The 26007-nt window shown below is 45.2% G+C and carries 28 protein-coding genes; 13 read left to right on the top strand and 15 right to left on the bottom strand.

Annotation, left to right across the window (positions count from 1 at the left end; translation table 11 throughout):
* Window positions 1-145: 145 nt before the first annotated feature.
* From RA086_RS03670 to RA086_RS03660, 3 genes are all read right to left on the bottom strand, one after another.
* Complete coding sequence (locus RA086_RS03670; protein ID WP_308702557.1) at window positions 146-568, bottom strand: protein-export chaperone SecB; 423 nt, start codon at window positions 566-568, stop codon at window positions 146-148.
* Window positions 568-1137, bottom strand: a complete 570-nt coding sequence (locus tag RA086_RS03665; RefSeq protein ID WP_308702556.1) for a helix-turn-helix domain-containing protein — start codon at window positions 1135-1137, stop codon at window positions 568-570. The genes RA086_RS03670 and RA086_RS03665 overlap by 1 nt, the downstream gene beginning before the upstream one ends.
* A gap of 62 nt (window positions 1138-1199) precedes the next feature.
* A complete protein-coding gene (locus tag RA086_RS03660; RefSeq protein ID WP_308702555.1) occupies window positions 1200-1529 on the bottom strand; it encodes a hypothetical protein in 330 nt (109 codons plus the stop codon).
* A 234-nt stretch (window positions 1530-1763) separates the two neighbouring features.
* Between RA086_RS03660 and RA086_RS03655 the strand changes: the two genes are divergently transcribed.
* The 4 genes from RA086_RS03655 to RA086_RS03640 are packed head-to-tail and all read left to right on the top strand — an operon-like array spanning window position 1764 to window position 5953.
* The gene (locus RA086_RS03655) at window positions 1764-2708 is read left to right on the top strand and encodes a GrpB family protein (protein ID WP_308702554.1); all 945 of its coding nucleotides are present in this window, start codon (window positions 1764-1766) and stop codon (window positions 2706-2708) included.
* A 17-nt stretch (window positions 2709-2725) separates the two neighbouring features.
* Window positions 2726-4582 (top strand): cation:proton antiporter domain-containing protein, encoded by a 1857-nt coding sequence (locus tag RA086_RS03650; protein WP_308702553.1) that lies wholly within the window; start codon window positions 2726-2728, stop codon window positions 4580-4582.
* A 42-nt stretch (window positions 4583-4624) separates the two neighbouring features.
* Window positions 4625-5281: a histidine phosphatase family protein gene (locus tag RA086_RS03645; protein ID WP_308702552.1), complete on the top strand. Its 657-nt coding sequence runs from the start codon at window positions 4625-4627 to the stop codon at window positions 5279-5281.
* A gap of 15 nt (window positions 5282-5296) precedes the next feature.
* Window positions 5297-5953, top strand: coding sequence for a histidine phosphatase family protein (locus tag RA086_RS03640; protein WP_308702551.1), 657 nt, complete (start codon window positions 5297-5299; stop codon window positions 5951-5953).
* 65 nt (window positions 5954-6018) lie between these two features.
* Here RA086_RS03640 and RA086_RS03635 read toward each other — a convergent pair whose 3' ends face one another.
* Both RA086_RS03635 and RA086_RS03630 read right to left on the bottom strand, forming a co-directional pair.
* The gene (locus tag RA086_RS03635; RefSeq protein WP_308702550.1) at window positions 6019-6333 is read right to left on the bottom strand and encodes a DMT family transporter; all 315 of its coding nucleotides are present in this window, start codon (window positions 6331-6333) and stop codon (window positions 6019-6021) included.
* Window positions 6334-6477: 144 nt separating this feature from the next.
* Entirely contained in the window at window positions 6478-6912 is a 435-nt protein-coding gene (locus RA086_RS03630) for an NUDIX hydrolase (RefSeq protein ID WP_308702549.1), read from the bottom strand.
* Between the two features lie 133 nt (window positions 6913-7045).
* Here RA086_RS03630 and hflX point away from each other — a divergent pair, with 133 nt between their 5' ends.
* From hflX to RA086_RS03610, 4 genes are all read left to right on the top strand, one after another.
* On the top strand, window positions 7046-8332 hold the full coding sequence (gene hflX / locus RA086_RS03625; RefSeq protein ID WP_308702548.1) for a GTPase HflX: 1287 nt from the start codon (window positions 7046-7048) through the stop codon (window positions 8330-8332).
* A gap of 141 nt (window positions 8333-8473) precedes the next feature.
* On the top strand, window positions 8474-9427 hold the full coding sequence (locus tag RA086_RS03620) for an ABC transporter ATP-binding protein (protein ID WP_308702547.1): 954 nt from the start codon (window positions 8474-8476) through the stop codon (window positions 9425-9427).
* A gap of 11 nt (window positions 9428-9438) precedes the next feature.
* Window positions 9439-10449 (top strand): extracellular solute-binding protein, encoded by a 1011-nt coding sequence (locus tag RA086_RS03615; RefSeq protein WP_308702546.1) that lies wholly within the window; start codon window positions 9439-9441, stop codon window positions 10447-10449.
* Window positions 10442-12097 (top strand): ABC transporter permease, encoded by a 1656-nt coding sequence (locus tag RA086_RS03610; RefSeq protein ID WP_308702545.1) that lies wholly within the window; start codon window positions 10442-10444, stop codon window positions 12095-12097. The genes RA086_RS03615 and RA086_RS03610 overlap by 8 nt, the downstream gene beginning before the upstream one ends.
* A gap of 178 nt (window positions 12098-12275) precedes the next feature.
* On the opposite strand, the gene RA086_RS03605 is transcribed toward RA086_RS03610, so the two are convergent.
* From RA086_RS03605 to RA086_RS03595, 3 genes are all read right to left on the bottom strand, one after another.
* Window positions 12276-13433, bottom strand: a complete 1158-nt coding sequence (locus RA086_RS03605; RefSeq protein WP_308702544.1) for an MFS transporter — start codon at window positions 13431-13433, stop codon at window positions 12276-12278.
* Window positions 13430-13864, bottom strand: coding sequence for a MarR family winged helix-turn-helix transcriptional regulator (locus RA086_RS03600; protein WP_308702543.1), 435 nt, complete (start codon window positions 13862-13864; stop codon window positions 13430-13432). The genes RA086_RS03605 and RA086_RS03600 overlap by 4 nt, the downstream gene beginning before the upstream one ends.
* Window positions 13865-14014: 150 nt before the next feature.
* Window positions 14015-14896, bottom strand: coding sequence for a sulfite exporter TauE/SafE family protein (locus tag RA086_RS03595; protein ID WP_308702542.1), 882 nt, complete (start codon window positions 14894-14896; stop codon window positions 14015-14017).
* A gap of 295 nt (window positions 14897-15191) precedes the next feature.
* Here RA086_RS03595 and RA086_RS03590 point away from each other — a divergent pair, with 295 nt between their 5' ends.
* On the top strand, window positions 15192-16514 hold the full coding sequence (locus RA086_RS03590; RefSeq protein WP_308702541.1) for an APC family permease: 1323 nt from the start codon (window positions 15192-15194) through the stop codon (window positions 16512-16514).
* A gap of 64 nt (window positions 16515-16578) precedes the next feature.
* Here RA086_RS03590 and RA086_RS03585 read toward each other — a convergent pair whose 3' ends face one another.
* From RA086_RS03585 to larA, 7 genes are all read right to left on the bottom strand, one after another.
* Window positions 16579-17346: a formate/nitrite transporter family protein gene (locus RA086_RS03585; RefSeq protein ID WP_308702540.1), complete on the bottom strand. Its 768-nt coding sequence runs from the start codon at window positions 17344-17346 to the stop codon at window positions 16579-16581.
* A 294-nt stretch (window positions 17347-17640) separates the two neighbouring features.
* Entirely contained in the window at window positions 17641-18471 is an 831-nt protein-coding gene (gene larE / locus RA086_RS03580) for an ATP-dependent sacrificial sulfur transferase LarE (protein ID WP_308702539.1), read from the bottom strand.
* Between the two features lie 80 nt (window positions 18472-18551).
* Window positions 18552-19268, bottom strand: a complete 717-nt coding sequence (gene larD / locus RA086_RS03575) for a D/L-lactic acid transporter LarD (RefSeq protein WP_308702538.1) — start codon at window positions 19266-19268, stop codon at window positions 18552-18554.
* 2 nt (window positions 19269-19270) lie between these two features.
* Window positions 19271-19687: a nickel pincer cofactor biosynthesis protein LarC2 gene (larC2, locus tag RA086_RS03570; RefSeq protein WP_308704407.1), complete on the bottom strand. Its 417-nt coding sequence runs from the start codon at window positions 19685-19687 to the stop codon at window positions 19271-19273.
* A 53-nt stretch (window positions 19688-19740) separates the two neighbouring features.
* The gene (gene larC, locus RA086_RS03565) at window positions 19741-20538 is read right to left on the bottom strand and encodes a nickel pincer cofactor biosynthesis protein LarC (RefSeq protein ID WP_308702537.1); all 798 of its coding nucleotides are present in this window, start codon (window positions 20536-20538) and stop codon (window positions 19741-19743) included.
* A 17-nt stretch (window positions 20539-20555) separates the two neighbouring features.
* A complete protein-coding gene (larB, locus tag RA086_RS03560) occupies window positions 20556-21296 on the bottom strand; it encodes a nickel pincer cofactor biosynthesis protein LarB (RefSeq protein WP_308702536.1) in 741 nt (246 codons plus the stop codon).
* The gene (gene larA, locus RA086_RS03555) at window positions 21296-22570 is read right to left on the bottom strand and encodes a nickel-dependent lactate racemase (protein WP_308702535.1); all 1275 of its coding nucleotides are present in this window, start codon (window positions 22568-22570) and stop codon (window positions 21296-21298) included. The genes larB and larA overlap by 1 nt, the downstream gene beginning before the upstream one ends.
* Window positions 22571-22816: 246 nt before the next feature.
* Here larA and RA086_RS03550 point away from each other — a divergent pair, with 246 nt between their 5' ends.
* From RA086_RS03550 to RA086_RS03535, 4 genes are read left to right on the top strand one after another with little or no spacing between them, the layout of a single operon-like run.
* Window positions 22817-23482, top strand: coding sequence for a Crp/Fnr family transcriptional regulator (locus RA086_RS03550; protein WP_308702534.1), 666 nt, complete (start codon window positions 22817-22819; stop codon window positions 23480-23482).
* 15 nt (window positions 23483-23497) lie between these two features.
* Window positions 23498-24481, top strand: a complete 984-nt coding sequence (cbiM, locus tag RA086_RS03545) for a cobalt transporter CbiM (RefSeq protein WP_308702533.1) — start codon at window positions 23498-23500, stop codon at window positions 24479-24481.
* Window positions 24459-25289, top strand: a complete 831-nt coding sequence (locus RA086_RS03540) for an energy-coupling factor transporter transmembrane component T (RefSeq protein WP_308702532.1) — start codon at window positions 24459-24461, stop codon at window positions 25287-25289. Before cbiM ends, RA086_RS03540 begins: the two co-directional genes overlap by 23 nt.
* Complete coding sequence (locus RA086_RS03535) at window positions 25276-26007, top strand: energy-coupling factor ABC transporter ATP-binding protein (RefSeq protein ID WP_308702531.1); 732 nt, start codon at window positions 25276-25278, stop codon at window positions 26005-26007. The genes RA086_RS03540 and RA086_RS03535 overlap by 14 nt, the downstream gene beginning before the upstream one ends.

Below are 26007 nucleotides of genomic sequence, written 5' to 3'. Positions count from 1 at the left end.
AGGATGGTTGATAACTGATGCCCTGTATGGGCGGATATCAACCATCCTTTTCATTAACAACTTGAAAATTTTCAAAATTGGCCGACAAAAGCGCGCATAACTGGTTTATCAGCCACAAGATTAAATGCTGCCAATAACACACAACTTAACTTTTTGCGGCTAAGTCAGACAGCTTCAAAGCTTCAGGGACATTGATTGTTGGCAAATTATATCCAGGAAACTCATTGGAAGATAACGTCAGTTGTGCGATTAACGCGCGAGCATACGGATATAAGATTGCCACCGCATTATCTCTGACAAATGTTGTAATCCCCTTAGAGGTCTTATCTTCATCAGGATGGTAGTCAAAACTACCTTCAATTTCGACCATCGCACTGAAAGGTAATTGAGTTTCAGTTTTCGAACCAACCCTAATATTCAATTCGATTTGAATCCGGTTGCCATCTATATGCTGGTTAGCTGCAAGTTTAGGCGACATTTTGAATTGAGTTTTGCTTTTTTTGAACTCAGGATTTCTTTCATAAGTCATTTTTTTGACCGTATAACCATTAAAATTTAGCACACTCATTACGCTGACACTTCCTCAAGACAAGCCAACTGAAATTGATTAAGCCGATTGGAAAATAACTCACCACTATCATAATCCGTCGTTGTACAGGTTCCCTTAATACGCCCCATACCATCAAGAAATAACTGCGAAATTGGATCTTTTTTGACAGCCAAAGATTGTACTTCACCAGTTGCTTCATATTCATTACGAATACTCTTAAACAAAACATCTTGTTCTTTATTTTGCAACTTTAAATTATTTTCAATTTGTGACAATGATGAGGGACCCATACCTAACATTCTGGCAAATTTATTAAGCGAGAGTTGTAATTTTTGACGTAATTGCTTAATTTCAAGTGGTTGCATATAATGCTTGACCTGACGATATTCCGTAAAACTTGCTCGTACATTCTCCATCGGGTCTTCAGGATTCAACCAAATATCTCCGTCTGAATCTCGCCAATAATTCGCATTGATCAATAGGTCATCGACATCTTTTACTTTAACCCGCTCCAGTCTGACTACTTTTGTGTACCACTCACGCTTATCTTTTTCAATATTATAAAATTCTTTGGTTTGCGTTTTCATTATTATTTACTCCTATAATGGTCACTAACAGTTAAGAATCACCGATATGGATAATTAAATGGCTACTTAGCACGATGAATTGAAATCCACACAATGACACCCGTTGGTCGATTTTGAAATTTCAAGTAACACGGGAGCTGATACAACACAGTCCCAAATACCCAAATTTCGCCTGGAATGGCAACACGATGATTATCGCGCTCCGGCCCAGTAAGATAGTCCTGCCAAGTGATCATTTTGGTGATTTCTGCAAAGACATCTTCTTTTGAAAGGCCTAACTCCTGTAATAATTCGATATTCTTCGGTCTAGGTGAAAGTCGCCACTGACTTGTCATGCCCTTAATCTGCTCAAGAATCGTGTTGATTTCTGCTGGAGTGGCCAGTTTACTCATTTCAATTTCACATCGTCCTTGCTTAAAACATATCACAACTGTTTTCAGTGAGAAACAGTTATGCATCACTTCTGATTTTTTAGAATGTCTATCCCCACCATTGATTCACCTGGGGACACTTTTAATTCCGTAAATTCAGGGACAATTGCATTTTTCACCATCGGCAAATTCTTTCATTAAACTTGCAAAAAGTGTATCCTTTCATAGAAGCAAACTCACGGAGGTGTCCAGTTTATGACAATCCAATCGCTCGTCAGTTACCAACCTACTTGGCAAAAAATGGCGACTGTCTTTCAACAATCGCTCCAATCACAACTTGGTTCTAATTTGATCAACTGTAGTCATGTCGGCAGTACCGCGATGCCTAAAATTCCGGCACAACCGGTCATCGACCTCGCGTTGTTAGTCAAGGATTCAGTGCCCGCGCTAACGGCGCTCAGAGCTGAATTTGTGCTCCAGTCAGTCAGAACAGCTACTTATCGTCTAACTTGGCACGATCAAGCCTTCAATCTACTGCTTTTCACGGACGCTCACGCCTATCAAACGGTCATCAATTTCCGAGACTACGTGAACGCGCATCGCACAGATAGTCGCAAATATACAGCGGTGCGTAAAATTGCGCTGACGACAGACGACTACTACGCCGCCAAGACTGATTTTGTCACCAGTCTCAATGGCAAAGCCAGTGATTGGCTCGCTACTAAAGATGCGCATGAAACCCATGACCGGACTGTCCGGGCCGAACTCGTCAACATGTGCTTGATTATGAATCCTGAGACACACGAAGTGATCGTCGAAAATAAGATTGATGCCAAATGGACCGGGTTGACCTTTCCCGGTGGCCACGTTGACCCCGGCGAATCGCAAATTCACGCCATGCAACGCGAAGTGCTTGAAGAAACCGGTCTAACGGTCACCAACTTAAAATTAGTCGGCACGGTCACTTGGGTCGAGAACGACCAAGGTGATGTGTCACTCGGCACGCTGTACACGACGAGTGATTACCATGGCGAGCTGCTTGCCGGGTCCTATGAAGGTGCCATCAGTTGGCAACCACTCAGCGTCCTGACACCAGACAAACTGGCCCCAGGCATCGAACCAATTTTGAAAGTCTTCACCAACCCACAGCTCAATGAAGCGTTTTGGGGCTTTGATGACGACCAACTCAAGGTTTATTAGCAAAGAGAGGATTTATTATGGATCAAGTCTCATTAGTCATTATTTTATTTGCCGCCTTACTAATTCCGTTAGTGATGGCAAAATTCAAGATCAACAGTTTACCCACGGCCGTCATGGAAATCATCATCGGGATCGTGCTCGGACCCAGTCTATTGAATATCGTCAAAATGACCACGTCAATTTCACAATTATCGACGATTGGCGTCATCGTCCTACTATTTTTAAGCGGACTGGAAATTGACTTTAGTTTATTTAAGAAACGGCGCACGGCCCTGACACCACTTGAACAAAAGCAAGCCGGTAAGTTACCCAAATACTCACCGGTTCGGTTATCCGTGTACGCCTACAGTACCGTGATCATCCTGTCATTATTACTTGCCGCCGCTTTTAAAGTCAGTGGCCTTTTCAGTGATTTCTGGCTTGCCACGATTCTCTTTGGCACCATTTCACTAGGGATCGTGATTGCGGCTTTAAAGGAAAAAGAACTACTCAGTAAAGCATTCGGCCAAACCATTCTCCTGATCTCGGTATTTGGGGAAATCGTCCCAATGATGGGTCTAACGCTCTATGCCTCAATCTTTGGCAGTAATTCACAGAGTTTGTGGCTATTACTTTTAATTTTAGCAGTTGCCGCGGTCTTATTATTGCGATTCAAGCCGTTCTTTAACTTCTATCAAAATATTAATAAGTCGACCACCCAACTCGACATCCGGCTCGCCTTCTTTTTGATCGTCACGATGGTCACCGTCGCTGAAACGGTCGGTGCGGAGAACATTCTAGGTGCCTTTGTCGCAGGGATCGTCTTGAAATTGTTACAACCCAGTGAGAGCACTCGTGAACGGTTAGATTCCATTGGTTATGGCTTTTTCATTCCAATCTTCTTTATTTCGACTGGGGTCGACTTGAACTTACGGACCATCTTGACTAGTGGTAAAACGCTACTCCTGATTCCGTTATTCTTCGTTGCTTACATGGTCGCCAAAATGGGCGGTTACTGGATTTTAAAATTACGCTTCAAACAAGCTAATGCAGTGGCAGGGACCGCGTTGACCGCTACCACCATGACAATGGTCTTAGCGGTTTTACGGGTTGCCAAGTCAATGAAAACCATCACGAGTGATCAATCGGGTGCCTTCTTGTTGGCTGCCCTCCTGACATGTATCGTGTCACCGTTAATTTTTAACAAATTTTATTCAGCTGAAAAAGAAGATCTCGTTAAGACGGCGGTGCATTTCATCGGTGCTAATCTCAGTACCGTTCCCGTGGCGCAACAGTTACGGAAAGGTTGGTATGATGTCAAAATGTACACCAACCATCCGCAAAATTACGAGACTTATCATGCTCAGGCGCCGGTCCAGTTAATGGAAAACTTTTCCGCTGAACAACTGGAAGCTCAGGGAGTCTTTGATACCGACATTCTCGTATTGGGTCATATCGACGCGGAACGTAACTACACGCTCGCCAAAACCGCCAAGGACTACGGGGTCAAACGGATCATTGTGCGCTTTGAGGACCGGAACGTCTTAAATGAACACGAAGACGAACTCCGTGATTTAGGCATTGAAGTGTACAATACGCCAGAAGCGAATATCACGTTGCTACGTTCCTTGATCGAATCGCCTTCAACCTTGTTGATGCTGCGCGATACCGAAAACAGTATCTACGAAGTCCGCGTCGTCAACCACTTATACACCAATGTTCAGATCAAGAATTTGCAATTTGCTAAGGATATTACGATCAGTCAAGTCATCCGCAACCGAAAAATCATTGTGCCAAATGGGAGTACTTTGATCCAGTACGGTGACCGATTAATCTTCACAGGAAGTAAACAAGATGCCCCTCGAATTCGGCAAGCGTTAGCAACGGCTAACTAATATGCTAAGATAGAACTATCATTCATTTAAGGGAGAAACCAAATGTCTACATTTTCAGTTTACATGATTCGTCATGGTCAAACTTATTTTAACAAGTACCGGCGGATGCAAGGCTGGTGTGATTCACCGTTGACGGAAGTTGGCAAACAAGACGCCCGCAACGCTGGTAAAATGTTAGCTGGTATCCACTTTGACGCTGCTTATGCCAGTGACATGACCCGTGCCATGGACACGGCCAAGTTGATCTTGCCCAACAGTGGCAACGGTGAACTCGCTGTGACGCCGATGCCTGCTTTCCGTGAAGCCTTCTATGGTTATTTTGAAGGGGATGATACTTCGCAAACTTGGTATATGATTGGCGCGCCTCACCAGGCCCCAACACTATCTGATATCATTGAAAAATATGGCATTCATAAAGCCAAGGATTTCGCCAAGGAAGCTGATCCATTCCATCAAGCTGAAAACAACGCGGAGTTTTGGGAACGAGTCAATGGCGGGATTGCCGACCTACGTGCTAAATCACACGATGGCGACAAAGTACTACTCGTCAGCCATGGCAATACTATTTTCAGTATTGCGGCAGAATACCTGCAATTAACCTCACCAGCACGACCACAAAATGGCAGTGTCACGAAGTTCACCATTTCGGATGATGACATTCATGTGGATTGCTTCGGCAAAAAAGACCATATCGCTTAATTTAAGGAGCAAATTATGTCTCAATTTTCAATTTATTTTGTCCGGCATGGCCAGACGTATTTTAATTTATTCAATCGGATGCAAGGCTGGTCAGACTCCCCATTGACTGACCAAGGTAAAGCCACCGCAACACAGGTTGGTCATGAATTGGCACCCACAGTCTTCGCCCACTACTACTCCAGTGATTCCAAACGCGCCATGGATACGGCCAACTTAATCAAGGCGGCAGCTGGCAAAGCAACTGCTGAATTAACCACTTTGCCTAGTTTTCGCGAAACCTTTTATGGTTACTACGAAGGCGATGATTCCAGTCGAACTTGGTCGCTCGTTGGTAAGGATTATGGTGTCACCAGTCTTCATGAGTTATTGGACCACGTTACGATTGAAGAAACTAAGGATCTCATGCGCAAAATTGACCCCTTCCACGAAGCTGAGGATAACCAGACTTACTGGCAACGGGTCAATCGTGGGTTTGAATACTTGAAAGCCCACCATGACAATCACGAAAAAGTCTTAGTGGTCAGTCACGGGACTACCATTCGTAGTATCGTGTCACACTTTGGTCCTGAAATCGACATTACTCGCGGTCCTAAGAACGGTAGTGTCACCCGGATTGACGTTGATGGTGACCAAATTAAAGTAGTCAGTTATGCCAAGGATTTAACTGACTAATCACTAAAGGGACTTGCAAAATTGCGGGTCCCTTTTAAGTGATCTCGATCACTGTTTTGTAGCGGCTATCCTGTCACTTTAATGCCAATAATTCCCACGATTAGCATGACAACAAACAGCCAAGTGATTGGCGCCAGCTGATCCTTGAAAAAGATCACACCAACTAAGATGGCTCCAACGGCCCCAATCCCCGTCCAAATCGGGTATGCAATACTTAATGGTAGGTGTTTTGTGGCTAATGCCAAGAAACCAAAACTCAAGATCATCCCAACTACCGTTGCGGCAGCGTAACCTAAGTGACTAAAACCGTTGCTTAATTTCATCATTGTTGCCCAGAAAACCTCAAAAACCCCAGCAACCACTAAATAAATCCACGTCATGCTCATTTCCTCCTCAAAATAAAAAGACAGCGTCCTGTACACTTCCGCAATGACCTATGGAAGTGAACGATACGCTGTCCGGTGACAGTTCTGTTTAATTAATTCAATCTAATATAGCACGCTTAACCCCAGTGGTCAAGCGTGCTAGTTCACTAACATGGCCTTCGTCAGCGGGGTTAACGCCGCTGGCAAAGCGTTTGGGGCAAAGTATTGTGCGGCACTGGTTTCATTGGTAGCCGTAACCAGTTCGCCGCCCGTTACGCTAGCTTGATATAAGATGGTGACGCTATCAATGACATCACCATTCGGATATTGATAGTGAAACTTGGGACCGCTAAACACCTCAACTAACTCAAGCGTGCCGACCGTCAAACCAGTTTCTTCTTTCAATTCACGCTGGGCCGTTTGGGCAACGGTCTCGCCCGGTTCCGTTGAGCCGGCTGGCAAGCCCCACAAGTGATTATCCGTCCGCTTCACCAATAAAATTTCAGCGGCCGCGTTTTTGGCGATAACTGCCGCACCGACGACCACCAACGGCTGATGACCAACCTTTTTTCGTAAATCTAAAACGTACCCCATTTCGCTCACCTTCCTGATTAATTTTGAGTTTGGACGGTCAACCCACATCGCCTGGGATTAAAGACCGATATAATAATACTTTTATTAACTCATGTTATACTTAGGTCAACTATAACACGTCAGGAGTGATTGAATGTCTGAACCAAGCGTTCAAAATGTCATTATCGCCGGCATGTCCAAAACTGTCGCTAACTACGACTATGCCATGTCTGAACTCGAAGCCTTAGTTGAAGCGAACAATATGCATGCCGCATTACGAATCGACCAAGGTCTCGAAAAACCTAACCCCGCAACCTATTTCGGGAAAGGGAAAGTCGTTGAAATCAAAGAAATGGGTGAGGCTAACGACCTCAACATCATGGTGATCAACGCCGACTTGACGCCTAGCCAAGTGCGTAACTTAGAAAATGAAACCGGCTTACAAATCATTGACCGGACGGGATTGATCCTCGAAATTTTTGGTAATCGTGCCCGGAGTAAAGAAGCCAAACTACAAGTTAAGATTGCCCAATTACAATATCAATTACCACGACTACGAACGAGTATGGCGAACCGACTGGATCAACAAGCCGGGGCCGCAGCTGGTGGTGGCGGTGGCTATACTAACCGTGGTGCTGGTGAAACTCAAATGGAATTGAATCGTCGGACGATCCAAGACCGTATCAGTCATGCCAAACACGAACTCAAAGAATTGAACAAAGACGAAGAAGTTCGGCGGGCGCAACGTGAAAAAGCTGGCCTACCAAACGTCGCCTTAGTGGGTTACACCAACGCTGGTAAATCGACGACCATGAATGGGCTAGTCAGACTATTTGGTAAAGGTGAAGATAAACAAGTCTTCGAAAAAGATATGTTATTCGCTACCTTGGACACTAGCATCCGCCAACTCACCTTCTCTGATAACAAACAATTGTTATTGAGTGATACGGTCGGATTCGTTAGCAACTTGCCACATAATCTGATCAACGCCTTCCGTTCAACATTGTCGGAAGCAGCCAGCGCTGACTTATTGATCCAAGTAATCGACTATTCAGACCCACATTACAAAGAAATGATGGCCACGACCGAAACGACTTTGAAAGCCATCGGTGTTCACGATGTGCCGATGATCTATGCTTATAACAAAGCCGATCTGACCGAAGCCAGCTATCCTAACCAACAAGATGATCAATTGATCTACGCAGCCAAAGATGAGAAGTCATTACAACTGTTGACCAAGATCATTAAGGGCAAGGTTTTCAAAAATTACGTCACAACGACCTTGCTGATTCCATTCAGTGATGGGGATGTGGTCGCCTACTTGAACGACCATGCAAATATTTTAAAAACCGATTATTTAGCTGATGGTACGCAACTTAAAGTTGAGCTCAATGCTGTTGATGCCCAACGGTATGCGAACTACGTCGTCACACCAGCTTAAATCTCAAGACCGCAATTCAATCGAGTTGCGGTCTTTTTTTGTAAAAATACATAATTTTTACCCGTTCTTTACCAGAAATATACTTTTTGCTCCCAAAAGCTCGTTACAATTACAAGCAGAATAGCTAAAAGGAGCGTCACTGTGGTTCAAATAAAATTAAGCAATATTCGGAAAAGTTATGCCCATAACACGGTCATTGATCAGCTCAATCTCAATATCCCTGATCAACAGATCACGACCTTAATTGGGCCTTCTGGTTCAGGTAAGTCCACCTTACTCAATATGATTGCCGGTTTACAGGCCCCCACTGCTGGTCAGATCACCTTTGACCAAACTGTGGTCTTTGATGCCGAGCATCAGGTCAATCTAGCACCCGCCAAACGAGATCTAGCCATGGTCTTTCAAGACTTCGCACTCTGGCCGCACATGACAGTATTCAAAAATGTCGCTTTTGCCCTCGAAACTAAGCTGAGCAAGTCAGACGTCCAAGATCGTGTTCACTGGGCACTAGCACAAGTTGGCCTCGCCGATTTTGGTCAGCGTTATCCCGGAGAATTATCTGGTGGTCAACAACAACGTGTTTCATTAGCACGTGCCTTGGCGGTCCAACCAAAAATCATTCTTTTCGATGAGGCCCTCAGTGCTTTGGATCCACAATTACGGGAATCCTTGCAACTCGAAATCAGTGAGCTTATTCACCGTAACCATTTGACTGCGATCTTCGTGACCCATGATCGTCATGAAGCTTTGCGACTTTCAGACCACCTTGTTCTCATTAAAGACGGTCAGATCGTCCAGACGGGTACCGCAACTGAACTGTATCAAAGTCCGATCAATCTATTTGCCGCCAGCTTTATTGGCCCTTTAAATGTGATCAATGATCATGCTGGCGTCCGACCAGAACATGTTAGTCTAACGCCACAGTCGGACTGGCAAGCTTTTGACGGGCAAATTGTCAATTCGACCTTTGCTGGTAGTCACTTTGACACCTTAGTACAATTACCGGCCGCTCAGTGGCACGTTAACACCGCCAACAGTTGCCAACCACACGCCGCTCAAATTTTTGTCGACCCACAATTCATTCTAACTAATTAGGAGCTTAACTCATGGAAAAGAAAATCGCTTTAACGCTCTCGACCCTTGCTATCTTAGCCTTAGGAACTGGTCTCTATGCTGCCAATCATCAAGGTAAAACAGCGACCGCCAGCAAAAACACATCACAAACGCTGACCGTCTATGCAGCCGGTCCCAAACCGGTATCGGATAAAATCGTTAAAGGTTTCGAAAAAGAGACCGGCATTAAAGTCAAAACCTTCGATGGCACGACTGGCAAAATTTTGAGCAAGTTGAAAGCCGAAGAAAGCAATCCACAAGCTGACGTGCTCGTGCTCGCTTCGATGGCAGCCGGCGTTGACCTCCAAACGAACAAAAAGTTACTGACTTATGACGCCAAAAACAGTGATAAATTAAATCCACAATTTAAAGATAGTAAGCATCAACTCTTCAACTACAGTGCTTCCGCTGTCGGGATTACTTATAATACAAAAGAAGTTAAAACCGCGCCAACCGATTGGGCAGACTTAACTGGAGCAACCTATAAGAATAGTTTAACGATTCCTGACCCTAAAACTTCCGGTTCAAGCCTAGACTTCATCAATGTCTATCAAATGAAGCACGGTCAAAGTTACCTCAAACAGTTGAAGCAAAATGGCGCTGAAATTGGTGGTGCGAATAAAGAAGTCTTAGATGCCGTCGTTACCGGTCAAAAGAAAGCGGTCGTTGGTGGCGTGGACTATATGAGTATTGCCGCCATCAAGAAAGGTGAAAAAATCGGCTTTGCTTATCCGACGAGTGGGACACTAGTTAACCCACGACCCGCTATGATTCTCAAATCAACGAAACATGCTGAAGCGGCCAAAAAATTCATTGACTACCTGTTGACAGACACTGTCCAAAAACAACTTAAAAGCAGTTATTTGATTCCCGGAACCGCTGATAAACTGACAAATCCGCTCAATAATCAACCAATTAAGTCTTATACCGTTAATTGGCAAGATGCGAATAAGGCACTAGCAGCCAACGTCAAAAAATTCAATCAGGTTCTAGGCAATGACTAATCGCCGTATTTGGACTTGGTCGGCCAGTCTTTTCGCGGGACTGTTGGCTTTACTGATTGCTGGCCCACTAGTTGCCTTAATTGGGCAAACGCTTTTCGGCAGCCAACCGGCAGAATTATTGCATCGTTTAACGACACCAGCAATCATGACCAGCTTGCGCCACAGTTTACTGCTCGGCGCTGGGACAATCATTGGAACCACACTCATTGCAACGCCATTAGCCTTCGTGATGGCACGCACGAAATTGGGGCAAGTCGCTTGGCTACATTGGTTGCTATTAGTCCCATTTATGACGCCACCTTATATCAATGCGATGGGTTGGATCTACTTTTTCCAGCCACACGGCCTCTTAGCTCAAGTTTTTCCCAACAGTGCGTTCAGTTTTAAGGGGTTATTTTCACCATTTGGGATCATTTTGATTATGAGCTTACACTTATATCCTTTTGCCTACTTATTACTGCGCAATGCGCTAGCCCAATTCAATCAGCGTTGGACGCAAGCAGCTTTGGTACACGGTGTTTCCCGTTTCAGAATTCTCACTCGGGTAACTTTGCCCATCTTGTTAGTTCCTTATTTAGCGATGTGGGTCTTAGTCTTCACGAAAACCCTTGCTGAATTTGGCACGCCGGCTACTTTAGGCCGTAATGCTCATTTTGAAGTCCTGACGACCACCATTCAAAAAGATTTGAGTCAGTGGCCATTGGACTTTAAAGGGGGCGTCTTAGCCGGGACAATTTTGTTAAGCCTTGCCTTACTCGCTTGGGTCGCACAACAGACTTTACTGAAACAGCCTAAAATTCAAATGGCGCACAACCATCGGCCAATTATTAATCAACACTGGGCCGTCACGCTTGGTGCGAGTTTATTCGTAGGAAGTTTACTGCTTGTGGCGATTGGAATTCCTTATCTCTCAATTATTTTCCAATCATTACTCAAGCAACGCAGTGCCGGGTTAGCAATAGGCAATTGGACTGCAGAACACTATCTCAATCTTTTACGCTTTGATAGTCCGGCTTTCAAAGCATTGCTCAACACCTTTGGTTTAGCCATCGTCATCAGCGTCTTTAATCTAGTCATCGGCACTTTAATCAGTGTTGGTAGCCTGACCAAACGATTCCCAAAATGGCTGCGACAAAGTTTGCACTTGTTAGGCGCTTTACCACTGGCAATTCCTAACGTCGTGTTAGCCCTAAGCTTGATGATTTTCTTCTCACAATTATTCGCTTTCACCAAACTTTATGGCACCATTACCGTGCTAATTATTGCAGATATTATTTTATTTTTGCCAACCACTGTCCAATACATGACAACCGCTTTGCAAGAATTTAACGATAATTTTTTGAATAGTGCGCGTATTTTTGAAGCACGACCTAGTCGGATCTTCTTAAAGATCATCGTGCCAGTTTTAATGCCTGCGTTAATCAATAGTTTTGCGATGTCGTTTATCGCCACTAGTCGTGAATTAGTCGTTGCGTTACTATTACTCCCTTCAGGCCTGACGACCATTTCGTCATTTATTTATCAATCCTTCGAACAAGGTGAAGCCTCTCAGGGGATGGCATTAGCGGTAATTACCGTCCTGATGACGTTTATTGTCTTATCAGTTTCGAACAGTCTATTGGACAAGCAGTTAAACTCAAAACACTAACGTCTCAAAAGGGCGCATCAGGATAACGATTCGTTGCGATGTGCCGTGTGTACATTAAGATTGCAGCTATCTAATTACTGGTCCACGGAGACGTGGCAACTATTAACGAATGCCAAAAATCAAGCACCTTAAAAGACCGCCGACTGATTAATTGTCGGCGGTCTCTTTTAGATCAATTTTAAGCCAGTCGACGACGACTGATCCAATAAACTAAAACAATCAGAGGTAACGTGACTAACATCATCGGATAGAACCAAGCCCATGGCAACAAACTGCTGATTAGGCCACCAAACATTGGTCCCAGCGACATGCCGAGATCGATACCAATATAGAACGTACTATTGGCAAGTCCACGATCACTATCGGGTACTAACGTTAGCGCCTTAGCCTGGCAAATGGAGAACATCAAGCCATAACCAGCCGCTAATCCCAGCGCCGCAATCACTAACATCAACCAGTTACTCAGATTGGTCAATGCCAATAAACCAACTAAATTACAGCCTAAGCAAATCCAGAAAAATTTTCGAAAGGGCACGTGATCAAACAAATTTTGCATGCTCAATCGTAGACCTAATAAGATCAGCGCATACACGGGGAAGAATGCTCCGGCCGGCACCGCGAGATGACGTTGGGCAATATAGCTCACAATATACGTTTGGGTAGCAAAATATGGCAATGAAAACAGCATCAGGATCACTGCCACTGGCACGACTTTGGGTTGAACGATACGCAGATGTCGCTTTTGACCTGTCGTTGATTGATAGGCCGGACTCGGCACGCCACGATTACCGACAAATTGAATCAAAATAAGCATGACCAAGCAACAAAATGCTGCCGTCAAAAAGACCGTTTGATAATTGAAATTTTCATACAAGAATACCGCTAGTGCCGGACCAACGGCCATTCCCATCGCATTGGCTAATCCATAAATGCCCATGCCAGAACCAATTTTATCGGCTGGTAGTAAACTCGCCATCCAGGTTGCCATACAAACCGAGCACAAGGTATAGCCGACCCCATTCAGAATGCGACAGCCAATAATTAATATCACGTTACTCGTTAAGCTATAACCAAGACTCGCTAGAACAATTAAACTGCCACCAATGAGAGTTAACCGATATTTGGAAACGTGATCAGTCAAATTACCCGCCAAGGGACGCAGTAAGAGTGAGGTTAAATTCATCGTTCCGGCGATGACCCCAGCCAAGATACTACTAGCGCCAATCGTGCTGGCAAATCCCGCAATGACTGGATTAATCAACATGGGACTCATTAAGTAGAAGAAACTGGCTGCCAATACCAGCTTGACATCTTTCGTATATAAACTTGTTTTCATTGTACTTTGTCACTTTCTAAATTATGATTTGCTCGTTGGAGAAAGTTTAAGAGTTGTTGCTGCTCTGCTTCGGAAAAGTGATCAAATAAATCCGCACTGGTCTGCCAACCATGCTGCTGCAACTGTTGTCGCTTTTGTTTACCGGCAGGCGTTAATTCGACCTGCTTCATGCGCGCATCCGTCGAGCTAGTCACTAATTGAACCAGTCCCCGCTTAGCCAACCGTTGCACAATCAACCGGGCCGTTTGGTGGGTAATGCCTTGAACCGTTTTAAACGCCGTGATTGAACGATCCGGTCGTTCCTCAAAAAAGCGCAACGCATCCGCCTGTTCCGTCGTTAAATCCAGATCACGAATATGGTGATTACGTCGTTTAGTAATTTGTCGCGCCAACCGTAAAACCTGTTGGGCAACCATTTCATCATTTTCCACGCTAGCTCACCTCAATTAAATTATACAGCTAGCTGTATAATTGAGCAATACTTCATAACTGATCGTACCCAACGCCGTGACGTCACTTAACGCTAAAAAGGTCGCACAATTGAAAGTAGCAATCATTCGACCTTTTAAGCACACCTCTGTTTAATTAATCACTCGTTTTTGCCGAATCGCGGCGCGCCATAGCGACTGCGCAGTCCAAAGACTGACTAACACAATTAGCCAACTGATCATCGTCATCGACAAAGACTTGACAACGGTCGCCGCAATCACCACGCCTAAGCTACCCCCAACAATGATGCCGAAGATACCACGGTAGTCGACCCGGTCACGACGAATAAAGTTGACGGCAGAACTCGGCATCAACAGCGCGCATGACAACATCATAATGGGAAACGCCGCAATCGGTGTGAGTCCTAAAAAGTATACCATCACCATGCACGGCGCATATAATCCCACGCCCGCAGCCATTAATAAGCCTAAAATAAAGTTACCAACCACACCAATAACCAATGGCCAGCCACGTAATCCAGTGGCGTGATTAGCAACGCCGAGTAAGGTCACCCACCCCACTAATTTAGCCGCCATCAAAAGTGCCGTCACAATTAATGCGGCCGCCATAATCAGCTGAATGCGCCGTTGATTGAGTTTTACCATAATTTCGCTACCAAGCACTGCCCCGACTGCCGCTGCGAGGACTAAACTCATGAGTGTTAGTGGCTCTACATTGACGGCCGTCACAAAAAAGATGGCCTCAAATGCCGTCGGAATCGCGTGCATCGTATTCAATGTTCCTGGCAACTGCCGTTCATCATTTAAATAATGACTCGCCTGAAAAATGGCGGTTGATGTCACAAAACTACCGATTCCCAAGGTATCTAGAAAGTCGGTCACCCCACCAATTAAAAAACCAATGCCAAAATTTCGCATCGTTGGCCGATAATGACGCTGCCGAGCGCCACGGATCAGCAAACCAAATAACCCCACACTGCTAAGTGTCAGGATCGTCACAATTGCAATTACCATTTCTCTTCCTCGCTCTCGTACTCTAGCATTATACCCGTCTTACCCACGGCTGCCAAAGAGAAGTGCACATAATGTCAATATAATTATTTTAATATATAGCGAACATTGCTGATTGCTTTTGTTGGCTTTATCGCAAATGTCGAACTTTAAAGTGTTCACATTTAAAATAAGTTCGTAATTTAACGATAAATGGTCTTATTTCGAGGTTTTTACAATTGCTAGTCACCGGAAATTCTGGTATGCTAAAATCATTCAATTTAATCGTGTTGCTCAGCGAAAGTGAGGATTTCCAACTATGCCAACCGCTAAATCAGAGACCAAGCTTAACCGTTCGTTAGGCTTTTGGTCCGCGTTATCGCTCGTCGTCGGAACCGTGATTGGCTCCGGGATTTTTTTCAAACAATCATCCGTTTTAGATAGTGCCGGTTCCACCACCAATGCGTTATTAGCTTGGTTGTTAGGGGGGCTAATCACTTTAACGGCCGGCTTAACGATCGCCGAAGTTGGTGCACAAATGCCGCATACCGGTGGTCTTTACGTCTATATGGAAAATATTTACGGTAAAATCTGGGGTTTTCTTTCCGGTTGGATGCAAATTGCGGTCTATGGTCCTGCCATCATTGCTTCCATTGCTGCTTACCTGGGTATCCTACTCGTTGGTTTCTTTCATCTCAGCAATGGCTGGCAGGCGCCACTGTCCATTGGCGTAATCGTTTTGATTGGGTTATTGAATATGGTTGAGAATCGCTGGGGCGCTGCCTTTCAAATCGCGACGACCCTCGGCAAATTATTACCCATTGCCGCTATCATCATCTTTGGCCTGTTCTACGGTGACCAAAATGCCTTCGGACAAACTTTACATACAGTTCAACAGTCCACCGGTAGCTTCGGTGTGGCCGTTTTAGCCACCTTATTCGCTTATGATGGCTGGATTCTCGTTGCCAACTTAGGGGGCGAAATCAAGGAACCGCAGAAATTGCTGCCACGCGCCATCATCTTGGGTATCTCACTAGTTTTGGTCGCGTATACGTTGGTCACCTATGGGATTCTCCACTTCATTCCCGCTGACACGATCCACAAGCTTGGCCAGCAAACGACGATTTATTTTGCCCAAGCAGCGTTTGGCACGGTGGGTGGCCGATTACTCAATATCGGGATCATCGTCTCAATGGTCGGCTGTCTTAATGGCAAAATTATGACTTTCCCGCGTATTATTTATGCGATGGCTGAACGAAAACAGTTACCTTTTTCCAAACAGCTCAGTTACTTAAATCCGAAATCACACGAGCCCATTATCGCCACCCTGTTCATTCTAGTTTATGCCAGTATCATGATTGTCTTTTTCAATCCTGATCGTCTGTCCGACTTATGCATCTTCACTGTGTATTGCTTCTACGTTGCCACGTTCATTGGCGTCTTCTTATTACGCAAACGGCATACCGGTGAAAAACGGCCCTTCTCAACGCCTGGATTTCCGGTAACGCCACTGATTGCCATCCTCGGCGCACTATTCGTGATCATCAGTGAAATTGGTTCTGATTTACCCGGAGTCGCACTCTCATTAATCATCGTGGCCCTTGGGATTCCAGTTTATTACTACAAGCAACGAGTGCAATAAGCACTACTAAAAAAACGACTGCCAGTTTGGCGTCGTTTTTTGATTACCCATTAATTGTCATAACCTACGATACTTTCAGCGCTTGCCGGTAGCTGTAGTAGTACAGTGCGCCAACAAATATTGCCCCACCAATAATATTGCCGAGATAAACTGGCAGTAAATTCAGTGCAAACTGAGACCAAGTCGCGCCACCCTCAAAGATCGCCGCCGGAATCAAGAATGCATTGGCAATACTATGTTGAAAGCCCGTTGCCACAAAGATCATGATGGGAAACCAAACACCCATGATCTTACCAGCCGCGTCTTTAGCGCCAAATGAGAGCCAAACGGCTAAGCCCACGAACCAATTACAACCGATCCCAGAAACGAGGCTCTGCCAAAATGAAGCTTGAATCTTTCCCTGAGCCATCGTAATCACCGCTGTCTTGAAGACACCCGTATGCGTGAGACCGACAAAGTGTCCAAAGCAGAACGCTACCGCTATGGCACCAATCAAATTGGCCACCGTAATCAGCGCCAAATTCTGCCAGAAAGCTCCCCAACGGATTCGTTTGGCGAAGGCCGCGGTACTGACCGCCATCATATTGCCGGTCACCAGTTCGCCACCAGCGAGTAAGATCACGATCAGGCCAATTGGAAAGACGCTCGCCCCAATCAACGTACTACCACCACTGGCCGGAATGGCCGCTGAAACTCGGATATCAGCCAAAAACCCTAGTGCAATCATTGCACCCCCGACAAAACCTAGCAACCACTTGGCTAACCAGGGTTTGCCAATCTTGCCGACCCCTTTTTCAATACTCGTTTGCAAAATCACTTCTGGATTCGTCACTTTTACTGCCCCCATATTCACTTAATATCACTACTATACCGGAATTGTTCGTTAATTTCATTATTTTTTGAACAAAAAACACCTTAATTTTAAAATCAAGATGTTTTATCCGAACTTTAATTCTTATTTATATTAAATCGATAATAATTTCCCGTATTGACCGTTGCTCAAAATAATTAGCGCCCTAGGATACTCACCTTTTGCCACTTTGCTTGTTCTAGCATGATACTTGGTGATGCAAAAAAGCCTGAGATTTTCATCTCAGACTTCGTTTAGTCCTAATCAATCAAGCCTTTAAGCAAAGGTTGCTAATTGTTGCTTGGTTAAAGTATCGTTCATCCGACCACTCCGGAAACCACCTAAATCTAAGGTCACATAACGGAAACCAAGTGATTGTAATTGACGATTAACACGGTCATTGAAGACCAAGAAATCACCAATACGAGCTTCAGGCAATTCGATCCGCGCAATGTCTTCGTGGAAACGAACTCGAACCGTTGGGAAACCAAGGCCACGTAAGTAACTTTCAGCGGCCATGACTTGGGCAACATTTTCGTGGGTCAACGTCGTGCCATATGGGAAGCGTGAAGCTACTGAACATGAAGCAACCTTGTTCCAGTTGGTTAAACCTAATTCTTGTGATAAGGCCCGAACGTCAACCTTGTAAAAATCAGCTTCTTGCAACAAACTACGAGCGCCCACTTCGGTCCGTGCTTTCATTCCTGGGCGGTAATCTTGTTCATCGTTTTTGATTAAGCCATCTAACACCGCGGCACTACCATTAGCGGCGGCCATTTCAGTCAAACGATCGTAGAACATTTTTTTCGCATAGTACCAGCTGTCAGGTGTGTTGTGTTCAATATGCGTTTCGCTCAAGTAATCCAAAGTCGTTGTTTGAACAGTAGCCCCTAATTCTTCGGCTAAACTAACTGCCTTGTCAAATTCTTCATCCGTAAACAATTCAGAGTTGGCAACGACCGCAGTCACATTGTCGCGACCTAGCGTTTCCAATGCCATCTTCAAAACTAATGTGCTATCAATCCCACCAGAGAAAGCGACGGTGACCCGCTTCAATGCTTTCAATGAATCCATTAATGCTACTTTTTTCGCTGCTAATCCTGTCATTATAATGACCCTCTTCTAATAGTTTTAGTTAATTTCCAAAAAGTTCAGTCGTACCGTTGTCCAATAACATTTGGACCAATTTAGCTAATACCGAAAAAGCCGTGCATGAACCAGGCCGCCAATGCTGCTCCCACGAATGGGGCGATTCCGGGCACTAAGATTCCGTATTGCCAATCGTTATCCGCCTTATTCGCAATTGGTAAGATCGCATGCGCAATTCTTGGCCCCATATCACGAGCTAGATTCATTGCGAATCCAGTTGGACCCCCAAGTCCCATCCCAATTGCCCAAACCAGTAATCCAACACCGATTGGCACGATTCCTGGCGTCTTGATCGTTGAAATTGCTAAAATACCGGCGATAAAAATAAATGTATCAAAACATTCCACAAAAAAGTTCCGTGGCAAGTTGCGAATTGCTGGTGAAGTGCTAAATAAATTACGAATCGTAATTGGTGAAATTTCACCCGCTGAAGTTTTGAAATGATCGGCATACATGATCCAAACAATGATTGCCCCCACAACACCACCTAAAACTTCCGCCACTGAATAAGGCACGAATACCGCCCACGGCAGATTACCTAACAGGCACTGCGCCAAAACCATCGCTGGATTAATCGACACATTCCCAAAGATAAATAACGAAATCGTAATCCCAAATCCCCAAGTCGTAATCGCGAAAATGTGACCAGAACCCCGATATTTGGTTCCTTTCAGCACCGTACTACAATGAACTCCGACCCCAAAAACAATCATGAGGGCCGTACCCATAAATTCTGCAATTAATTGATGTAACAAACTCACCGCTCCTTGTCTGATTGGTCGGCAGCGGCTAAGGCTGCCTGATAGACGGCCATCAATGGGACGCCGTTAGCTTGTGCCAAGCGCGCACAATCTGCATACTCCGGCGTCTTTTTCTCAATATCGTCATAACTAGCCACTTTTAGATGCACTAGACCATAAGCTGTTGGCACCTCAATAAAGTGTCGCCGCATAATCGTCCGTTGCCAAGTTTGATAGCGGATTCCCACCGTGCTCGTCTCGGCTAAAATCAACTTGGTTAACGATTCCCGCGCCTGGGGGTCAGCTAACACGGACAATTTGGTAGCGGGCCGATTTTTCTTCATTTGAATCGGCGTAAAGTAGACATCAAACGCCCCAGCCGTCAACAATTGTGCCATCACGTAGCCAAGCCCCTCGCCCGTTTGATCATCCAGATTTGCTTCGATTAAAACGACCGCATCTTTAGTTTGTGTGACAACTTGTTGGCTTAGTTTTTTTTTTCAAAAAGAACTGCCCGTAACGCATTGAACCCGCCAGTATCACGTTGACCGAAACCATAACCAATCTTCGTTGGGGTCGCGTCTGCTGGAAGTGGACCAAATTCAGAAACTAGGGTCTTCACTAAGCCCATCCCAGTTGGCGTGATCAATTCAGTATGAATATCCAACCGTTGATTGATTGGAATTTGACTCCCGACACGCATCTGCATAACAGCGGGTACCGGCACCGGCATTTGACCATGGGCCACGTTAATAAAGCCACTACCATCCGTTAATGGCGAGGCAATAATATGATCGATTTTCATCAATTCCAACGCGACACAGCAACCGACGATATCGACGATCGAATCTAAGGCACCCACTTCGTGAAAATGAACCTCGGCAAGTGGCATATCATGAACGGTCGCTTCTGCTTGCGCGATTTCCATAAAAATGGCTTTCGCATGGGCAATCACCGTTGCCGATAACTCACTAGCATCGATCAAGGCCAAAATGTCGTTTAAGTGCCGGGCATCATGATGATGATGGCCTTCTGCCACCGTATGACCAGCATGATGATGCGTTTCTACAAAGCCGTGGTCCTTCCCACCGGCGACTTCGACATCAAAACTCGTCCCATAAATACTGCTTTTGGCTAAACGTTGATGGGTTAAGTGATAACCCTTAACGTGCAATTTAGCTAATTCTTGTTCCAGTGCGTCAAAGTCGAGGCCTAAATCCAACATTGCCCCTAAGAACATATCCCCACTGATCCCAGAAAAAGCATCTAAATAAAGTGTTCGCATTTCTGAATTTTTCTCCTCTACAATTGATTGATCATGCTGGCAGAGTACGCTGCGCCAAAACCATTATCAATATTCACAACGGTAATGCCTGACGCACAACTATTCAGCATCGTCAGCAACGCGGTCATGCCTTGAAAGTTCGTCCCGTAACCGATACTTGTCGGAACCGCAATCAATGGTTTATCGATCAGGCCGCCAACGACACTCGCTAGAGCCCCTTCCATACCAGCAATCACAATCACGACTTTGGCCTGCCGAATGACAGCCAACTTGGCAAATAACCGCTGAATGCCAGCAACCCCGACATCATAGACGCGTTCAACATGGTTACCAAACGTTTCAGCTGTAATGGCCGCTTCTTCGGCAATCGGCATATCCGATGTTCCCGCCGTGACAATGGCAATGTAATCGTCAGTTTTAGGCGTTGGTAGCGCCCCGACCGTCATACATTGCGCCGCCTCATAATAGACTGCTTGAGGTAATTCAGGTTTGATCACTGCAAATTTTTCAGCAGTCAGCCTAGTGGTTAAGATCGGTGCCGTTTGTGACGTCATGGCTTGAATGATTCCGGTAATCTGAGCGGCAGTCTTGCCTGCGCCATAAACCACTTCCGGAAAACCATTGCGGCGCTGACGATCCAAGTCGACAGTTGCAAAGCCGAGATCAGCAACTTGCGTCCCCGCTAATTGTTTCGTCGCCAGTGTTGGACTGATCTGACCAGCGGCGACCGCTTGTAAAATTTCCAGTGTTGTTTTCATTATTTAACGATAACTCCTAGCCCATCAGGGACCACAGTGACTTTGGCAGCTTGACCTTCCCGCGCATAAGCTTTCGCCATGGCTTGGTCAATTGAAGTCGCTAATTCCATGTGCATCCCCGTAATCAACTCTGGATCAACTAAATCTGAGACAAAGATCACGTGATGATGAACCAAGATCCGCGCAAAGATTTGTGCCGTCCATTGATCAGGAATCGTCTTCAACCGTGGCGTGTTAATCGCTTGGTCTAAAAAGTCCTTGGGATCGTCCACATCGGCTAAATTGTGATAGAAGCCTTCACCACCGTGACCATCACGTGCTCCAGCAACCATGACGATTGTGCCGCCTTCTTTATTGGTCGCTTCCGCAGCAGTCATCCCTTTAACGGCTTGATAAATATTTTGATCAAGTGGATAGCCACCATTCGTTGAAATAGCGATATCACAATCAATCCCAGGGACACTGGATAGTTCTTTGACAAAGTCACAACCCACTTTATGGGCAGCTTCCATATCACCCGCAAATGACCCAATAATCTTTTTATCTTCGTCTAAGACGACATTTAAAATAAAGGCTAATTTTGCAGTCCGAGCCGCATAAACCATATCTTTATGAATCGGATTATGCATTAAGTTTCCTGTCCGAGCCTTGGGAGAATTAATAAATTCACCAGAATGGTTCGCCATAATCGTTTTGTATGAGGCAACCCCAGGTAAAACAGATTTCCGACCACCAGAGAAACCAGCGAAGAAGTGCGATTCGATGAAACCTTCTGAAATCAATAAATCCGCTTCAGCAGCAACTTTATTAATAATGCAGTCCCCACCGGAAGGCAATTGGCCGATTTTAACCATTGCGTCATCATCCGTAGACACATGCATGACGATTTCTTCGTTAGCAACGATTTCTTCACCATATTTGTTAACTAATTCTTCATGGGTCGATGGTCGGTGAAAACCAGTCGCCACTAAAATTCGAATCCGGGCATCCGGCGCAACCGAACGTAACCGCCGTAATAAGATGGGCGTCATAATGTGTGAAGGTACGGGACGCGTATGGTCAGAACTAATAATGACGATATTCTTTTTCCCTTTTGCAAGGGTTTCTAATGAGTCAGAACCGATGGGGTTGTCTAAAGACTTTTCCACCGTTTCCGCTTCGGATAAGTTGTTATGATATGTTGCAGCTTCTGAGACTAGCTTACCGGCGAAGTTTTCATCAGGTATTTCAACCGTGATGGTTTTTTTGTCATATGGTAAATTAATTTTAACCATGTTTCTGGGCATCCTCTTTCAAAAATAAAATTTTTGCGCATGACAATTGTTATACACGTCCTTTTATTTAATGTCTGTTACATTTAAAGTTTTCAAAAAGGATTAACAAATGTATACTTTAAATGCGGTAGCTATAATTACAAAGTAATCATATGATTTGCTAAAGTAGTTTTGGCCCGTGACTGACAATGCGAGTAAGCTTCGTCATTAACAGTCAAACCTACTAATGAAAGAACTGACTCTGAGATGGTTTTAACTGATATTGAATATTTATTGAGTTATTTGGAAGTCCACCATGTCCCGACGATTCGAAAAAAACGCCATACTTACTTGACCTATCACGGTTTAGCTGAACATTATACTTATGTTTTAAAAGACGGCGTGATTAAAAATAGTATTATTTTGCAAGATGGTCGCGAGTTTAATTTATCCTATATTGCGAAGCCGGATGTGATTTCCTTGCTGCGTGATGAAGTTTCCCGTTCGACGGATCAACCGTTTAACGTGCGGATTGAATCTGACTATGCCACTTTTTATCAGATCAACCGCGTAGATTTTTGGAAATATGTCAACAGTACCGACGAATTGCAAAATTATGTCAAAAACTATTATCGAAAAAAGTTGTCTGAAAATATTTCTCGGCTGCAACGCATGGTCATGAACGGGAAAAAGGGTGCCATTTGTGCATTCATTTATAGTCTCGTTGATCTATTCGGTCGAAAAACCAAAGATGGCTTATTAATTGATTTCGTCGTCACCAACGATGATATCGCTGGTTTTTGTGGCATTAGCTCCAGAAGCAGCGTAAATCGCATGTTATCCGAACTGCGGGCCGATGGTGTCTTACAAGTAAAAAATCACAAATTTATTATTCAAGACCTCAGTTACCTCTTAGATCAAATCGCAAATTAGAAGAGGTGCTCATCCGTGCATATCCCGGATAATTATTTAAGTCCTGCCACTTGCGGCACTTTAGTGTTAGCAGTGGCGCCCGTTTGGACCGTTGCCGTCATCAAAGTGAAAGCACAGATCAAACAAAAACGTGAAACCTTACCGATGCTAGGTATCGCAGCATCATTAGCTTTCTTAATCATGATGTTTAACTTACCAATTCCTGGTGGCACGACTGCTCATGCCGTCGGTGGCGCGCTACTGGCGGTCCTGATTGGGCCGTGGGCAGCGGTACTCGCGTTAACCGTCACCTTACTCCTGCAAGCACTCTTGTTCGGTGATGGCGGCATCCTGGCCTTTGGCGCTAATGCCTTCAACATGGCCGTCATCATGCCGATGGTCGGCTACGCTTGTTATCGCTTGGGCGAAAAATTACATCATCCCAAAATTGGTTTATTTGTCGGCGCTTATGTCGGCATCAATGTGGCAGCTTTAGTCGCCGGAATCGAGCTGGGCCTACAACCCTTGCTGGCGCATACCGCTAGTGGCGCACCACTATATTGCCCGTATGGGTTAACTGTAACCGTACCAGCCATGCTCGCCGCGCACTTACTCGTCGCCGGTTGGGTAGAAGCTATTTTCACCGTTCTCGTGTACCAGTTTATTCAAAAAGTCGCACCGACTAATCTCTATCAAGCCGCTGCGCCCCAATCACGGCGTCCCTGGCTGTATCTTCTAGGTGGCTTAGTAATCCTGTCCCCACTCGGCTTACTCGCTAGCAACACCGCCTGGGGCGAATGGTCCGCAACTGAATTAAAGGCTCGTTTGGCTCAGCAACACTTAGGCCAACAAGTGCCGCAAGGAATGGCCCAAGGCTTGCATTTTAAAGCGTTGTTCCAAGACTATACAATTGGTCATCTACCGATCAGCTTGGGATACATTTTATCGGCGATTACTGCAATTCTGATTTTCTTGCTATTAATGCGGGGGTTACAACATGACAGTCAAACAACCAAATAGCTTGCCTAATTGGCTGCAACAACCCAACCACCTCACCAGTCAGCCACAACGACATAACTTTTTAGCACATAACCAGCAACATCTGACCCAATTGTTAAGTCGTTTAGCTCAGCCGTTACCAGCCGTTAAGGCCACCCGCTGGCAGCTTAGTCCCGCTACTAGCTTGATTCGCTTGGGCATCTTAGTTTTATTGATTGCCTTAACCAACAATACGGCCTGGCTTTGGGTGCTAGGTTTGTTATTAGCCGGCCATTTACTCGTCTTGACCCCGTCACAGTTGCGACGTTTCACTCGGAGTTGGTTGTTAAGCACTGGGATCGCCCTACTCGTCGTTTTGCCGAGTTATTGGCTCGTTGGCCCCGCAACAGTCTTACTATTTGTCTGTAAGACCGGCTTGATCTTGGCCAGCACGCAATATTATCGTTTAACGACGACCTTTCAGGCGCTTTTGTCTGGCTTAAAAGCGCTGCATTGCCCAAATTTATTTATCATGACATTGGCCGTAGCAATCACTTATTTGCGCATGTTAGGTCACTATTTACTACAAACCATGATGGCGCTAGACATGCGACTCGTCGCGCCAGCCAAGCATCCCTACCAATTGATCGGGACGCTCTTCGGCAATTTATTTTTAAAAAGCCACGCCTATGCGCTAGAACTGTATGCCGCAATGGAAGCCCGCGGATTCAACGGTCAATATGTTAATCAACCGACCACAACGACGCGTTGGCATGACTATTTGACCCTGACTCCCTACTTAGTCCTAGTTATCGTTTTTATTTTCGGAGGAATCTATGGCATTAATTGAACTTACTGATCTTAGTTACGACTATCCCAATACTTGTGGCCTAGACCAGCTCAACTTACAACTCAATGCGGGTGAATTCATCTGTCTAATGGGGCCGAATGGTTCCGGTAAATCGACCCTGTTACGCATTTTGAGTGGGCTCGAACCTGCCACCCAAGGAACTTACACGTTTGATGGTCAGGTCATCACTACCGATTACTTGGCAGACCCCCAAGACCGGCAACGACTTCACCAACAGATTGGCTTAGTCTTTCAAAATACGGACGTGCAACTGTTCAATACTTCCGTCGCGGATGAAATTGCCTTTGGCCCGCGTCAACTTGGACTATCTGAAGCTGAAGTTGCCCAACGTGTCACGGATTGTTTGGCCTTAACACACAGCTCGGACCTCCGTGATCGCGTGCCCTATCAGTTATCTGGTGGCGAAAAAAAGCGCGTTGCCTTAGCGAGCGTCCTCGCATTGAATCCCAGAGTCTTACTATTAGATGAACCACTGAATGGGCTAACCATCGCGGCACAACAACAAATGTTAACCTTACTGCAAACGTTACAAGCAGCTGGTAAAACCATTATCATGGCTAGTCATAATTTCAAACAGGTCCAAGCCGTCGCACCGCGATTTGTCATCTTCAACGCGGACCATCAAATCCAAGCAGATCTCACTGCCACTGAATTGACCGCTCAGCCTGACCAACAAGCGGAATTACTCACGTTATAG

It is taken from the genome of Lactiplantibacillus brownii (assembly GCF_031085375.1).
In the GTDB taxonomy this organism is placed as follows: domain Bacteria; phylum Bacillota; class Bacilli; order Lactobacillales; family Lactobacillaceae; genus Lactiplantibacillus; species Lactiplantibacillus brownii.
Note: the sequence above shows the minus strand (reverse complement) of the source record. Positions and strands in the feature narration are given on the sequence as shown.